The 13,434-nt window shown below is 67.4% G+C and carries 13 protein-coding genes; 12 read left to right on the forward strand and 1 reads right to left on the reverse strand.

Going from position 1 to position 13,434, the window contains the following annotated elements; all coding sequences use genetic code 11:
- Positions 1-128 precede the first annotated feature (128 nt).
- From hpsN to ACQKLX_RS27695, 3 genes are read left to right on the forward strand one after another with little or no spacing between them, the layout of a single operon-like run.
- Positions 129-1,442, forward strand: coding sequence for a sulfopropanediol 3-dehydrogenase (gene hpsN / locus ACQKLX_RS27685; protein WP_427364772.1), 1,314 nt, complete (start codon positions 129-131; stop codon positions 1,440-1,442).
- Positions 1,443-1,444: 2 nt separating this feature from the next.
- On the forward strand, positions 1,445-2,215 hold the full coding sequence (locus ACQKLX_RS27690) for an SDR family NAD(P)-dependent oxidoreductase (RefSeq protein ID WP_427364773.1): 771 nt from the start codon (positions 1,445-1,447) through the stop codon (positions 2,213-2,215).
- Positions 2,212-3,225 (forward strand): zinc-dependent alcohol dehydrogenase, encoded by a 1,014-nt coding sequence (locus ACQKLX_RS27695; protein ID WP_427364774.1) that lies wholly within the window; start codon positions 2,212-2,214, stop codon positions 3,223-3,225. The genes ACQKLX_RS27690 and ACQKLX_RS27695 overlap by 4 nt, the downstream gene beginning before the upstream one ends.
- Before the next feature lie 118 nt (positions 3,226-3,343).
- Here the strand turns inward: ACQKLX_RS27695 and ACQKLX_RS27700 are convergent, their stop codons facing one another.
- Positions 3,344-4,123 carry an SDR family NAD(P)-dependent oxidoreductase gene (locus ACQKLX_RS27700; RefSeq protein ID WP_427364775.1) on the reverse strand — a complete coding sequence of 260 codons (780 nt, stop codon included), beginning with the start codon at positions 4,121-4,123 and terminating at the stop codon, positions 3,344-3,346.
- A gap of 127 nt (positions 4,124-4,250) precedes the next feature.
- On the opposite strand from ACQKLX_RS27700, the gene ACQKLX_RS27705 reads away from it, so the two are divergent.
- The 9 genes from ACQKLX_RS27705 to ACQKLX_RS27745 all read left to right on the forward strand — a co-directional run bounded on the left by ACQKLX_RS27705 (position 4,251) and on the right by ACQKLX_RS27745 (position 13,398).
- A complete protein-coding gene (locus tag ACQKLX_RS27705) occupies positions 4,251-5,510 on the forward strand; it encodes an ABC transporter substrate-binding protein (protein WP_427364776.1) in 1,260 nt (419 codons plus the stop codon).
- A gap of 114 nt (positions 5,511-5,624) precedes the next feature.
- Positions 5,625-6,515: a carbohydrate ABC transporter permease gene (locus ACQKLX_RS27710; RefSeq protein WP_427364777.1), complete on the forward strand. Its 891-nt coding sequence runs from the start codon at positions 5,625-5,627 to the stop codon at positions 6,513-6,515.
- On the forward strand, positions 6,508-7,368 hold the full coding sequence (locus tag ACQKLX_RS27715; RefSeq protein ID WP_427364778.1) for a carbohydrate ABC transporter permease: 861 nt from the start codon (positions 6,508-6,510) through the stop codon (positions 7,366-7,368). Before ACQKLX_RS27710 ends, ACQKLX_RS27715 begins: the two co-directional genes overlap by 8 nt.
- Before the next feature lie 25 nt (positions 7,369-7,393).
- The gene (locus ACQKLX_RS27720; protein ID WP_427364779.1) at positions 7,394-8,491 is read left to right on the forward strand and encodes a Gfo/Idh/MocA family protein; all 1,098 of its coding nucleotides are present in this window, start codon (positions 7,394-7,396) and stop codon (positions 8,489-8,491) included.
- A gap of 12 nt (positions 8,492-8,503) precedes the next feature.
- Entirely contained in the window at positions 8,504-9,148 is a 645-nt protein-coding gene (locus ACQKLX_RS27725) for a ThuA domain-containing protein (protein ID WP_427364780.1), read from the forward strand.
- 135 nt (positions 9,149-9,283) lie between these two features.
- The gene (locus ACQKLX_RS27730) at positions 9,284-10,315 is read left to right on the forward strand and encodes a LacI family DNA-binding transcriptional regulator (RefSeq protein ID WP_427364822.1); all 1,032 of its coding nucleotides are present in this window, start codon (positions 9,284-9,286) and stop codon (positions 10,313-10,315) included.
- Positions 10,316-10,485: 170 nt separating this feature from the next.
- Positions 10,486-11,958 (forward strand): protein adenylyltransferase SelO, encoded by a 1,473-nt coding sequence (locus ACQKLX_RS27735; RefSeq protein WP_427364781.1) that lies wholly within the window; start codon positions 10,486-10,488, stop codon positions 11,956-11,958.
- Between the two features lie 102 nt (positions 11,959-12,060).
- Entirely contained in the window at positions 12,061-12,702 is a 642-nt protein-coding gene (locus ACQKLX_RS27740) for an alpha/beta hydrolase family protein (protein ID WP_427364782.1), read from the forward strand.
- A gap of 171 nt (positions 12,703-12,873) precedes the next feature.
- A complete protein-coding gene (locus tag ACQKLX_RS27745; RefSeq protein ID WP_427364783.1) occupies positions 12,874-13,398 on the forward strand; it encodes an RNA polymerase sigma factor in 525 nt (174 codons plus the stop codon).
- Positions 13,399-13,434 lie beyond the last annotated feature (36 nt).

A 13,434-nucleotide genomic window follows, 5' to 3' on the forward strand; every position in this document is an offset into this window, starting at 1 on the left:
GGATGCCGCCGGAGAGATCGGTCGACCAGGAGACATTGTCGATCGTATTGCCGCCGATCCAGGAGATCGTGGCCAGCTCCGCCCCGCAAGGCCACCCGCCAACCCCGCACGCGTGCCGGATCCCAACCATGGCCATCACCTATCTCAAGACAGCGTCCAAGACCCCGGAGACGGAGACCGATGCGGCGCGCACGGTCGTCAGCGAGATGCTCGCGGCGATCGAAGCCGGCGGAGAAGCGGCCGTGCGCGACTACGCCCTCAAGCTCGACCGCTGGAACGGCCCGATCGTCCTGGATCAGGAGACGATCGCCGCGCGCATCCGCGACATCCCGCAGGCCGTGAAGGACGATATCGACTTCGCTGCCGGCCAGGTGCGCCGCTTCGCCGAGGCGCAGCGGGATTCGGTCAGGGATTTCTCGCTCGAGCTCTCGCCCGGGCTCCAGCTTGGCCAGAAGCTGGTGCCGGTGAACACCGCCGGCTGCTATGTCCCGACCGGGCGCTACGCCCATATCGCCTCGGCCTACATGTCGATCGCGACCGCCAAGGCCGCCGGCGTCAAGACGGTGGTGGCCTGCTCGGCGCCCTACCGCGGCGACAACATCCATCCGCATGTGCTCTACGCCATGGCCGTCGCCGGCGCCGATGTGATCATGTGCCTCGGCGGTGTGCAGGCGATCGCGGCGATGACCTACGGGCTCTTCACCGGCAAGCCGGCGGACATCATCGTCGGACCGGGCAACAAATTCGTTGCCGAGGCCAAGCGCATGCTCTTCGGCAAGGTCGGCATCGACGTCTTCGCCGGCCCCTCCGAGGTCGCCGTCATAGCCGATGACAGCGCCGATCCGCTGATCGTCGCGGCTGATCTGGTCGGGCAGGCCGAGCACGGCCATGAGAGCCCGGCCTGGCTGATCACCAGCTCCCGGCGCCTCGCCGACGAGGTCGCCCGCCTGATGCCGGAGCTGATCGCCGCCCTGCCTGCCACAGCCCGCGACGCGGCCGGCGCCGCCTGGCGTGACTATGGCGAGATCGTCCTCTGCGACACGCGCGAGGAGATCGTCGAGGTCTCCGATCGCTATGCCAGCGAGCATCTCGAAGTGCATTGCGCCGAGCTCGGCTGGTGGCATGAGCGCTTGAGCAATTACGGTTCGCTCTTCCTCGGCGAGGAGACCAATGTCGCCTTCGGCGACAAGGTCTCCGGCCCCAACCATATCCTGCCGACCAAGTTCGCGGCACGCTATTCGGCTGGGCTCTCGGTGCATAAATTCCTGAAGCCGCTGACCTGGCAGCGCATGGATCGCGAAGCCTGCCAGCGCATCGCCCCGGTCTCGGCCCGAATCTCGCGGCTGGAGGGCATGGAGGCCCATGCCCGCACCAGCGATGTGCGCATGGAGAAATACGCTCCCGGCTCGAATGTCGATCTCGGCCGGCCGGTCGAGGCGTGAGCATGTTCCGCCTCGCCTCGCTGTTCGACCTCACCGGCCGCACCGCCCTCGTCACCGGCGGCAACAGCGGCATCGGGCTCGCCATGGCGCGCGGGCTCGGCCTCGCCGGCGCCCGCGTCGTTCTGGTGGCACGTCGTGAGGTCGAGCTGGAGCAGGCGGCCGCGCAGCTCGAAGCTGACGGCATCGACGCTCGCTGGTTCACCGCCGACCTCGCCAGACCGGAGGTGGCAGCACAGCTCGGGGAAGCCTGCACCAGCGCAGAACTCGACATCGACATCCTCGTCAACACGGCCGGGATCAATCTGCGCCAGCCCTTCGATGCGGTCAGCGCCGAGGCGTTCGACCTGCATATGGCCGTCCACCTGCGCGCACCCTTCCTGCTGACGCAGCGCTTCGCTCCGGCCATGGCGGAGCGCGGCCATGGCCGGATCATCAACATCGCCTCGCTGCAGAGCTGGCGCGCCTTTGCCGACAGTGCCCCCTATGGCGCGGCCAAGGGCGGCGTGCTCCAGCTCACGCGGGCGACCGCGGAAGCCTGGTCGCGCCATGGCGTCACCTGCAATGCGATCGCCCCCGGCTTCTTCCCGACGCCGCTGACCGCGGCGGTCTTCAGCGACCCGGAGCGCACCGCGCGCAATGCCGCGCAGACGGCGATCGGCCGCAATGGCGAGCTCGACGATCTCGTCGGCGCGACCGTGTTCCTGGCCTCGCCCGCCTCGGCCTATGTCACCGGCCAGACGCTCACCGTCGATGGCGGATTCACCGCGAAATGAGGAATGCCGCCGCGATGAAGGCGCTCGTCTATACCGGCCCGAACCAGCTCGTCTTCCGCGACGAGCCGAGCCCTGTGCCCGAGCCGGGCGAATTGCTCGTCCGCGTCGAGGCGGTCGGCATCTGCGGCTCCGACATGCACGCCTATCACGGCTACGATGCGCGCCGCCCGCCACCGCTCATCCTCGGCCACGAAGCAGCCGGGCGTATCGTCGGCGGCAAACGCGACGGCGAGCGGGTGACGATCAACCCGCTGGTGGTCGATCCGGCCTGTCCCTATGCGGCCGAGGGGCGCTGGCACCTCTCGCCGACGCGCCAGATCATCTCGATGCCACCCCGGCCAGGCGCCTTCGCTGAATTCGTCCGCATCCCCGAGCGCAATGTCGTGCCGATCCCGGCTTCGCTCCCGAGCGAGCATGCCGCCCTGGCGGAGCCCGTCGCCGTCGCCTGGCATGCAGTCAGGATCGGCATGGAGAAACTGCACCGGCCGCTGGCCTCAGCCCGCGTCGTGGTGCTCGGCGGAGGCGCGATAGGCCTCGCCTGCGCGCTGGTGGCCCGGCTCTTCGGCGCCGGCGAGATCAGGGTCGCGGAAACCAACCCGCTCCGGCGCCGGACGCTCGAAGCCGAGCCGGGGATCGGGGTCTACACGCCGGGTGACGCGGCAGAACCCGCCGAGAACGGCGTCGACCTCGTCCTCGATGCCGTCGGCGCCGATGCGACACGAACCGCCGCCTGCCGCCTCGTCCGCCCCGGCGGCATGATCGTGCATATCGGCCTGCTGCCCGGAACCGAAGGCCTCGATATCCGCAAGATCACGCTCCAGGAGATCACCCTGAGCGGCTCCTATTGCTACACGCCGTCGGACTTCATCGATACGGTCGGCGCCCTGGTCGCCGGCCGGCTCGGAACGCTCGCCTGGACCGAGGAACGCGCGCTGTCCGAGGGCGCCGACGCCTTCCGCGCGCTCGATTCCGGCACCGCCGCCGCCGCCAAGATCGTGCTGCGGGCCTGAGCTGCGAAGCTGCTCGGGCATCTCGTGGACGTCCCGCAGGCGCTGCTCGCCAATTCCGGCAGCGGCAAGATAGACGAGGTCGGCTTGCGCGAAGCGCTGTGGCAACCGCCCGCCGGGCTCAGACCCAGCCGCCGTCGACGACGTAGTGCTGATTGGTGCAGGCGCCCGCCTCCTCCGAGGCGAAGAACAAGGTCGCGCGCGCAATGTCTTCGGGCACCAGCCGGCGCTTCAGGCACTGGCGGCGCATCAACTCGGCTTCGCTCTCAGGCGTCAGCCACAGGTCGATCTGGCGCTGCGTCATGATCCAGCCCGGGGCGATCGCGTTGACGCGGATATTGTGCTCGCCGAAATCGCGGGCCAGCGAACGCGTCAGCCCAAGCACCGCCGATTTCGCCGCCGTATAGGCCGGCATCCCGCCCTGGCCGATCATCCAGGAGGTCGAGCCGAAATTGACGATCGCACCGCCTTTCCGGGCGATCATGTCGGGCAGGACGGCCTGCGCCGCGAAGAACTGGTGCTTCAGGTTCACCGCCATGCGCTCGTCCCAGTATTCGGGCGTGACCTCCAGCGCATCATGGCGCTCGTCATGGGCGGCGTTGTTGATCAGGATATCGATCGGTCCGAGCGCAGCACGGATCGCGGCGACCGCCTCGCGCAGCGCGGCAATGTCGGTCAGGTCGGCGCGCTCGAAATGCACCCTCGCGCCGGCGGCGTTGAGTTCTGTGGCAATGGCGCGGGACTCCACCTCCTTCAGGTCGATGAAGCCGACCTTCGCGCCTTGCCGGGCAAAGGCGCGCACGATCGCCTCGCCGATGCCCGAGCCGCCACCCGTGACCAGCACCACCTTGCCCGCAAGATCGGGATAAATCGCACCCGCCAAGACCGCCTCCCTCGTCATCGCCGCGCATGGGCCGCAGCGCCCGGATTCGCATAGCATCAGAATTTGAGTTGCGCACCTCAAATTCTGAGGTTAGCCTTCCTGTCAATCAACGGCCCGCCAGTGGCCGAAACCCGGGAGGATCGTCATGGCTCGTTTCAAAGGCCTGCTCGTCGGCGCCGTCGCCCTCGCCTTCAGCACAGGCGCAGCCCTGGCCCAGACCACCGTCAAATGGCTGCATATCGAGGCCAACCCCGTCGTGGTGAAGATCTGGGAGGAGGTTGCACGCGAGTTCGAGGCGAAGACCCCTGGCGTGAAAGTCGAGATGCAGTATCTCGAAAACGAGGCCTACAAGGCCAAGGCGCCGACGCTGCTGCAGTCCAGGGACCGGCCGCACATCATCTATAGCTGGGCTGGCGGCGTGCTGAAGTCGCAGATCGAGGCCGGCGTCCTCGAGGACATCACCCCGGCCATGCAGGGCTACAAGGATAATCTCTCGGCGAGCGCGGTCGACGCCTTCACGGTCAACGGCAAGATCTACGGCGTGCCCTATGGCGTCTCGCAGGTCGGGTTCATGGCCAACAAGGATCTGCTCGGCAAGGCCGGCGTCGATGCCAGCAAGATCACAGGCTATGACGACTTCCTCGACGCGGTGAAGAAGCTCAAGGCCGCCGGCATCACGCCGCTCGCGGTCGGCGGCGCCGACAAATGGCCGGTGCATTTCTACTGGACGCATCTGGCCGTGCGCCTCGGCGGCAAGGACGCGATGCAGGCGGCTCTGAAGGGGCGGGATGGCGGCTTCGAGGGCGAAACCTTCCAGAAATCCGGCGAGCTCTTCAAGCAGCTCGTCGATCTCCAGCCCTACCAGAACGGTTTCCTCGGCTTCAAAAGCCAGCAGGCCATCGGCCATTTCGGCGACGGCAAGGCGGCGATGCTGCTCGCCATCTCGAGCTTCTACCACACCCAGAAGGTCTTCGCCGTCGACAAGACCGGCGTGCCCGACGACAAGCTCGCCTGGATCAATTTCCCGGCCGTTCCCGGCGGCAAGGGCCAGCCGGGCGACACGCTAGGCGGGATCAATGGCTGGCTCGTCACCAAGGGCGCGCCGAAGGAGGCAGTCGCCTTCCTGAAACACTTCGTCAGCGCTGAGCCGCAGAAGCGCCTCGCCGCCGGCAACTTCATCGTGCCGGTCTACAAGGGCGCCGAAGCGGGGCTCGGCAGCGCCTTCATGCGCAACATCGCCCAGAACATCGCCAACTCGACCTACCACCAGAACTTCTACGACCAGGATCTCGGCCCCTCCGTCGGCCGGGTCGTCAACGACGCAACCACCGAGATCGCCGCCGGCACGATGACACCGAAGCAGGCGGCCAAGGCGATCCAGGACGCCTTCCGCCAGGGCAACTGACGACAAGCGAGGACGCGGGGGCGTGGCACGCCCTCTCGCCGATCGAAGCGCCGGACGGCGGATGGTCTTCCGCCGGCCGACCTCCCCTGCCCGCCATCATCGCGCGAGGTGAACATGGCTGCGCTCGCCGGACGCAGAGTCGCCGATGTCGGCAAGCTCTCGACCATCCTGCTGTTCCTGCCGCCGGCGCTGCTGCTGTTCACGCTGTTCGTGGTGCTGCCGGTCGGCGAGGCCGCCTGGTATTCGGGCTTCAACTGGAACGGCTTCGGCAAGCCGACCAACTGGATCGGCCTCGACAACTACCGCTTCGTCTTCGAGAACCGCGCCTTCGGCACGGCTTTCAAGAACAACCTGCTGATCATCGCCGTCTCGCTGGTGATCCAGCTGCCGCTGGCGCTCTCGCTCGCGATCATCCTGGCCGACCGCTTCCGCGGATCGGTGGCGCTGCGCATGGTGTTCTTCCTGCCCTATATCCTGGCGGAGATCGCCACCGGCTTGATCTTCAGCTTCGTCTATGACGGCGACTACGGCCTGCTGGCGGCGATCTATAAAAGCTTCGGCGCAGAGGCGCCGCATTTGCTGGCCAGCCCGCAGACAGCCTTCGCCGCCATCCTCGTCGTCGTGGTGTGGAAGTATTTCGGCTTCCACATGATGCTGTTCATCGCGGCGCTGCAGACCATCGACCGCTCCATGCTGGAGGCGGCCAGGATCGACGGCGCCAGCCGCTGGCAGAGCCTGCGCTATGTCGTCATCCCCTCGCTGGCCCCGACCATCCGCCTCTCGGTCTTCTTCGCCATCGTCGGCTCGCTGCAGCTCTTCGACCTGGTGATGCCGCTGACGCGCGGCGGCCCTTCGGACTCCTCCCACACCATGGTGAGCTTTCTCTACACCTTCGGGATCACGCGCATGCGCGTCGGCTTCGGCAGCGCCGTCGGCGTCATCCTGTTCCTGATCTGCGTGGTGTTCGCCTTCACCTACAAGCGCTGGATCATGCGTGATGAGTGAGCCCGCCTCCACCACCGCATTCAGCGAAGACGGCTTCAGCCCCGCGGCTGTCGGCAAGGCGCTCTACCTCCTCGCCATCGTCCTGTTCGTGATGACACCGCTGGTCGCAACCGTCCTCGGCGGCTTCAAGTCGCTCGGCGAACTGCGCGTCAACCCGTTCGGTCTGCCCAGCGTCTGGGAGTGGAGCAACTACGCCGACATCCTGCTGTCGCGGCGCTATTGGCAGCTTCTCGGCAACTCCTTCGTCATCGCCACGCTGACCGTGATTCTGACGCTGATCTGCGCCGCGATGGCCGCCTTCGTCTTCGCCCATCTGCACTTCTTCGGCCGCGACATGCTGCTGAACTATCTGACGATGGGCCTGCTCTTCCCCGCCGCCACGGCGATCCTGCCGATGTTCATCAAGGTGCGCGATCTCGGCCTGCTCGACAGCCATATGGGCGTCGTCCTGCCCCAGGTCGCCTTCGCGCTGGCGATGAGCATCCTGCTGCTGCGGCGCTTCTTCAAGGACCTGCCGACCGAGCTGCTGGAGGCCGCCCTCGTCGACGGCTGCTCCTATCCGAAGTTCTTCCGCTACGTGACGCTGCCGCTGTCGCGGCCGATCCTGGCGACGGTCGGCACCATCACCTTCGTGCACAGCTGGAACGCTTATCTGATCCCGCTGGTGATGCTGAACAGCGACAGCCTCTACCCCTGGCCGCTCGGCATCATGGTCTACCAGGGCGAATATTCGACCGAGTGGCACCTGATCCTCGCCTTCATCACCCTCACCATCCTGCCCACCATCATCCTCTTCCTCTTCGCCCAGAAGCACATCGTCGCCGGCCTGACCGCCGGCGCGGTGAAAGGCTGAGCACCCGGCTATCAAGGAGCGTCCCATGCGAAAGATCGGCGTCGGCATCATCGGATGCGGCAACATCTCGGCGAAATACATGACGGCGATGCAGCAGTTCTCGACCATCGAGCTGCGCGCCGTCGCCGACATGCGCACCGCGCCGGCGGAAGCCCGCGGCGCCGAGTTCGGTGTGCCGGCGATGCGGGTCGACCAGCTGCTCAAGCGCGACGACGTCGAGATCGTCGTCAACCTGACCGTGCCGCTCGCCCATACCGATGTCAGCCTCGCGGCGTTGCGGGCCGGCAAGCATGTCCATTCCGAGAAGCCGCTCGGCGTCAACGTCGCCGAAGCCCGCAAGGTGATGGACCTCGCCCAGGAGAAGGGCCTGCGCGTCGGCTCGGCGCCCGACACCTTCCTCGGCGGCGGCCACCAGACCGCCCGCAAGCTGATCGACGACGGCGCCATCGGCAAGGCCGTCGCCGGCAACGCCTTCTTCGGCTGTCCCGGCCATGAGCGCTGGCACCCGGCGCCCGGTTTCTACTATCTGCGCGGCGGCGGGCCGATGCTCGACATGGGTCCCTACTACATCACCGACCTGGTCAACCTGCTCGGCCCGATCGCCTCCGTCGTCGGCTTCGCGACGCGGCCGAAGGCCGAGCGCCTCGTCACCAGCCAGCCGATGAACGGCACGCTGATCCCGGTCGAGGTCGCGACCCATGTCACCGGCGTGCTCGAATTCGTCTCGGGCGCGGTCGTCTCGATCACCATGAGCTTCGACGTTCCCAAGCATCGCCACAGCCCGATCGAGATCTACGGCTCGGAGGGCAGCCTGTCCGTGCCAGATCCCAACCGCTTCGGCGGCGAGGTCCTGGTCGCCAAGGCCGGCGGGGACTGGGAGGCGCAAGCCCTCAGCCATGGCAACAGCGAGGGCGAGTTCCGCTCGATCGGCGTCGCCGACATGGCGGCGGGCCTGATCTCCGGGCGGCCGCACCGGGCCAGCGGCGCGCTGGCGCTGCATGTGCTCGAAGCGATGGAAGCCTTCCAGACCGCCTCCGACCAGGGGCGGCGCGTCACGCTTGCAACCACGGTCGAGCGGCCGGCCATGCTGCCGCCCGGCCTGCCCACCGGCACTCTGGATTGAACGGGGATCGACATGACAAGGACTGCGCTGATCGTCTGGGGCGGCTGGAGTGGCCACGACCCCGACCTCTGCAGCTCGATGATCCGGGGCTGGCTGAAGAGCGAGGGGTTCGACGTTCGCGTCGAGACCGCGACCTCCGTCTTCCTCGACCCGGAAATCCGCGACTACTCGCTGATCGTGCCAATCTACACGATGTCGAAGATCGAGAAGCCGGAGGCGGCTGCCCTGTGCGAGGCGGTCGCCGGCGGCGTCGGTCTCGCCGGCCATCATGGCGGCATGGGCGATGCGTTCCGCGACGCGGTCGACTACCAGTTCATGTGTGGCGGCCAGTGGGTGGCGCATCCCGGTGGGATCATCGACTACACCGTCGACATCACACGGCCCGACGATCCACTGATGCAAGGCATTGCCAGCTTCGAGCACCGTTCGGAGCAGTATTACATGCATGTCGATCCGGCCAACGAGGTGCTGGCGACCACGACCTTCAGCGGCGAGCACGCGCCCTGGATCGACGGGGTGGTGATGCCGGTGGTCTGGCGCAAGCGCTACGGCGCCGGGCGGGTGTTCTATTCCTCGCTCGGGCACCGGGCCTATGAGCTCGATGTGCCGGAGATCCGCACCATCATGACGCGCGGCCTGCTCTGGGCCGCGCGCTGAGATCTGGCGCCGAGATCGCCTGAGCGGCTGGACTTGAGACCCCCGCAAATGCAAAGGCCTGCGCTGCCGGTAAGGCTGGAAGCCGATCCCGGGACGCAGGTGCGAGGAGTGTTCGTGGAGGACGAGGTGGATCGGATCCGGATCCCGGTCAGGAGGGCGACGCTGGAGGACGTGGCGCGCGAGGCAGGCGTCTCGCTCGCCACCGCCGACCGGGTCGTGAACCAGCGCGACGGCGTCCGTGCCAAGACCGTCGAAAGCGTCAGGCGCGCCATCGCCAAGCTCGACTACCGGGCCAATCCGGCGGCGGCGCGGCTGGCGCGCGGCCAGTCCTTCCGCTTTGCCTTCATCCTGCCCTCCAGCACCAACACGTTCATGGCCGGTCTGATGCAGCAGGTGCGCCGCATCTCGGATTGGCTGGAGCCCCAGAACGCCTTCATCGACGTGCTGCAGCTCGACGTCTTCGATCCCGAGGCGCTGGCGAGCGGGCTTGCCGGCCTCGCCGACCATTTTCACGGCGTCGCCACGGTTGCGCTCGATCACCCCAAGGTCCGCGCCGCCATCGACGATCTGGTGGCGCGCGGCGTTCCCGTCGTCACGCTGGTCTCTGACGCTCCGACCTCCCGCCGCGCCCATTATGTCGGCATCGACAATCCGGCGGCGGGGCGTACCAGCGCCTCGCTGATGGGCCGTTTCCTGGGGGGCCGCCGCGGCCCGATTGGCGTCATCCTCGGCTCGATGTCGCTGCGCGACCATGTCGAGCGGCTCTATGGCTTCCAGCAGGTGCTGTCCGGCGAATACCCCGGGCTGACCCTACTGCCGGTGCTGGAGGAGCGCGACCAGAGCGAACGCAACGAAGCGGCGGTGGCCCGGCTTCTCGCAAGGCATCCCGACCTGATCGGGCTCTACAATGTCGGCGCCGGCAATGAGGGCATCGTCGCTGCGCTCGAGGCCGCTGGCAGGCCGCTCGTCTTCATTGCGCATGAATTGACCGAGACGACGCGGCGCGGCCTTCTGTCCGGCATCGTCGCCGCCGTGATCAACCAGGACCCGGGCCATGAGGCCCGCTCCGCTGCGCGCGTGCTGATGGCAGAAGCGACCGGAGAACCGATCCTGCACGACCAGGAGCGCATCCGCATCGAGATCTTCCTGCGCGACAATATGAGCTGAGCCGGCAGATACCGGAATCCGCTTCCGTCTGGCCGGCAAGCTGGTGAGCCGCCGAGTCAGCGCAACGCGGCATTGCTGCAGCGGAGGAAGCCAGCGGCTGGCGGCGAGAGCGCCCACGCATCGTTCGAATCCCGTGTTGCGGTGTTGCTTTGCGCGCCTATCTACGAGCGATGGATCCGATCGCCTTCGACAACTCCTATTCGCGCCTGCCGGAGCGCTTCTATGCAGCGGTCACCCCGACCGCTGTTCCTGCGCCTCGGCTGATCCGGCTGAACACTCCACTTGCGGCGGAGCTCGGGCTCGACCCCGACTGGTTGAAGAGCCCGGCGGGCGTCGCGATGTTGTCCGGCAACGGCGTGCCGTCGGGAGCAACTCCGATCGCGACGGCCTATGCCGGCCACCAGTTCGGCGGCTTCAGCCCCCAGCTCGGTGACGGGCGCGCCATCCTGCTTGGCGAGCTCGTCGATCGGCACGGCCGGCGTCGCGATCTCCAGCTCAAGGGCGCCGGCCCGACGCCGTTCTCGCGCCGGGGCGATGGCCGGGCGGCTCTGGGACCTGTCCTGCGCGAGTACATCGTCAGCGAGGCGATGGCGGCGCTGGGCATCCCGACGACGCACGCGCTCGCCGCGGTCCTGACCGGCGAGGCCGTCAGGCGCGAGACGCTGCTACCCGGCGCGGTCCTGACCCGAGTGGCCTCCAGCCATATCCGGATCGGCACTTTCCAGTTCTTCGCCGCGCGTGGCGATGTCGAGGCGGTGCGCCTGCTCGCCGACCATGTGATCGCGCGCCACTACCCGGCTTGCACCGGCGATGGCCGTTATCTCGCCTTGTTCGAGGCCGTGATCGCGGCGCAAGCCGCGCTCGTCGCGCAATGGATGACGATCGGCTTCATCCATGGCGTGATGAATACCGACAATATGTCGGTCGCCGGCGAGACCATCGACTACGGGCCCTGCGCCTTCATGGATACCTATCATCCGGCGACAGTGTTCAGCTCGATCGACGAGCACGGACGCTATGCCTTCGGCAACCAGTCCCCGATCGCCCGCTGGAATCTCGCGCGCTTTGCCGAGGCGCTGCTGCCGCTGCTGGCCGAGAACCAGGATGAGGCGGTGTCGATCGCGCAAGACGCCCTCGGGCGGTTCGACCTGCAGTTCCAGGCAAATCTGGTCGCAGGGTTCCGCCGGAAGCTCGGCCTCGCCACGGAAGAAGCGGAAGATGTCGAGCTGATCAAGGCGCTGCTCGACACGATGCAACGTGGCGAAGCCGATTTTACGCTGGTCTTCCGGCGGCTGAGCGAAGCGGACGGGCAAGCGGAAAGCACCGAGGCCTGCCGCAGCCTCTTCGCCAACCCGGCCGAGTTCGATGCCTGGGAAGGCCGCTGGCGCCAGCGGCTGTCGCGGGAACCTGCATCCGGCGAAGCACGGCAGGATGCGATGCTGCGGGCCAATCCCCTGTTCATCCCGCGAAACCATCTGGTCGAAGCGGTGATCCAGGCCGCCGTCGAGCGCGATGACTTCGCACCGTTCACGACCCTTCTCGACGTCCTCGCCAAGCCGTTCGAGGCGCAGCCGGGTCATGAGGACTATACCCGCCCGCCGGCTGCGCATGAGCGGGTGCTGGCGACGTTCTGCGGGACCTAGATCGCTTCGTCTGCTATCGGGCGCGGCAAAGGCACCCTAGGCTGGCGCCCGACGGAGACCGCCCGGAACCGGGCGCCAGCCCCGGCGAAGCAGGACAGCACGATGTTTCTTTTCGACGGTCCCGAGCGGGCCGATCTGACCATCCTCCTGGCGCACGGGGCCGGAGCGGCGATGGACTCGCCATCGATGACGGCCGCGGCCAGGGCGCTGGCCGCAGCAGGCTGTCGCGTTGCCCGCTTCGAGTTCGATTATATGGCAGCGCGCCGCACCGAAGCTGGCCGCAAGCCGCCGCCGCGCGCCGAAACGCTCAACCCGCAATATCTCGCGGCCATCGACGCGCTCGGCGCCGAGGGGCCCCTGATCATCGGCGGCAAGTCGATGGGTGGCCGCGTCGCCAGCATGGTCGCCGACGCGCTGTTCGAGACGGGACGGATTCGCGGCCTTCTTTGCCTCGGCTATCCCTTCCACCCACCGGGCAAGCCGGAGCAGCTGCGCACCGGCCACCTCGCCGGGCTGAAGACCCCGACGCTCATCGTGCAGGGAACGCGGGACGAGTTCGGCACTCGCGAGGAGGTGGCGACCTATCGGCTGTCCCCGCACATCGAGCTTCTGTGGCTGGAGGACGGGGATCACGATCTGAAGCCTCGCAAGCGGGTTTCCGGCTTCTCAGTCGCAGACCATCTCGGCACCATGGCCACGGCAGCCTCCGCCTGGGCCGCGCGCCTTCATTCGGCCGGCCGATAGCCAGTCGCATGCCCGGCAAAGGTCAGGCCGGTCGGATCGGGTCGGATCATGTGATGACGACCATCCACCATACATTAGAGATCATATAAACTACTGTTTTTATTGACTTTATTCCCCGAGACCCCTCATAGCGCTCCAACGCGCCGCCGCGGCGCAGCGTCATGAGGGATGATGTCGGACAGCGCGCTCAGCGTCGCCGCACTCTACGCCGCCGAGCAGGAAAGGCTCCGGCGGCGGCTGATCGGGCGCGGGCTCAGCGCCCAGCAGGCCGCCGATGCAGTCCAGGAGCTGTTCCTGCGGCTGCTGAGGACGCCGCGCACCGATGTCCGCGATGCGAGCGCCTATCTCAGCCGCGCAGCCGACAGCATCGCGATCGACCATTGGCGGCGTGAACAGCGGGCGAGCCGCCTGTTCGAGGCCGAGCCGCCGGATGCGCTGGCGATCGCCGATCCCGCCCCGTCGGCCGAGGCCCGGCTTGTCGAGCGCGACAAGGCTCTCGATCTTGAGCAGGCGCTCGCTGCCCTGCCGCCGCGTTGCCGCGAGGTGCTGCTGCTGCACAAGTTCGAGGAGCTCAGCTATGCCGAGATCTCGCAGCGCCTCGGCATCTCCCGCAACACCGTCATGGTTCATCTCGCCAACGCGATGAACCTGCTGCGGAAGCAGATGCGCGAGAAAAATCGCGCCGGCGCTAATTAGTTTTCCGCTCGGGATCGTCTACACAACAGGGCGGCC

This window comes from Allobosea sp. NPDC003192 (assembly GCF_050275675.1).
Classification (GTDB): domain Bacteria; phylum Pseudomonadota; class Alphaproteobacteria; order Rhizobiales; family Beijerinckiaceae; genus Allobosea.

Bases quoted from the DNA above. Each gene is read 5' to 3' on its own strand.
- hpsN (WP_427364772.1), top strand. From the start codon at position 129: ATGGCCATCACCTATCTCAAGACAGCGTCCAAGACCCCGGAGACGGAG.
- ACQKLX_RS27690 (WP_427364773.1), top strand. From the start codon at position 1,445: ATGTTCCGCCTCGCCTCGCTGTTCGACCTCACCGGCCGCACCGCCCTC.
- ACQKLX_RS27695 (WP_427364774.1), top strand. From the start codon at position 2,212: ATGAGGAATGCCGCCGCGATGAAGGCGCTCGTCTATACCGGCCCGAAC.
- ACQKLX_RS27700 (WP_427364775.1), bottom strand. From the start codon at position 4,123: ATGACGAGGGAGGCGGTCTTGGCGGGTGCGATTTATCCCGATCTTGCG.
- ACQKLX_RS27705 (WP_427364776.1), top strand. From the start codon at position 4,251: ATGGCTCGTTTCAAAGGCCTGCTCGTCGGCGCCGTCGCCCTCGCCTTC.
- ACQKLX_RS27710 (WP_427364777.1), top strand. From the start codon at position 5,625: ATGGCTGCGCTCGCCGGACGCAGAGTCGCCGATGTCGGCAAGCTCTCG.
- ACQKLX_RS27715 (WP_427364778.1), top strand. From the start codon at position 6,508: ATGAGTGAGCCCGCCTCCACCACCGCATTCAGCGAAGACGGCTTCAGC.
- ACQKLX_RS27720 (WP_427364779.1), top strand. From the start codon at position 7,394: ATGCGAAAGATCGGCGTCGGCATCATCGGATGCGGCAACATCTCGGCG.
- ACQKLX_RS27725 (WP_427364780.1), top strand. From the start codon at position 8,504: ATGACAAGGACTGCGCTGATCGTCTGGGGCGGCTGGAGTGGCCACGAC.
- ACQKLX_RS27735 (WP_427364781.1), top strand. From the start codon at position 10,486: ATGGATCCGATCGCCTTCGACAACTCCTATTCGCGCCTGCCGGAGCGC.
- ACQKLX_RS27740 (WP_427364782.1), top strand. From the start codon at position 12,061: ATGTTTCTTTTCGACGGTCCCGAGCGGGCCGATCTGACCATCCTCCTG.
- ACQKLX_RS27745 (WP_427364783.1), top strand. From the start codon at position 12,874: ATGTCGGACAGCGCGCTCAGCGTCGCCGCACTCTACGCCGCCGAGCAG.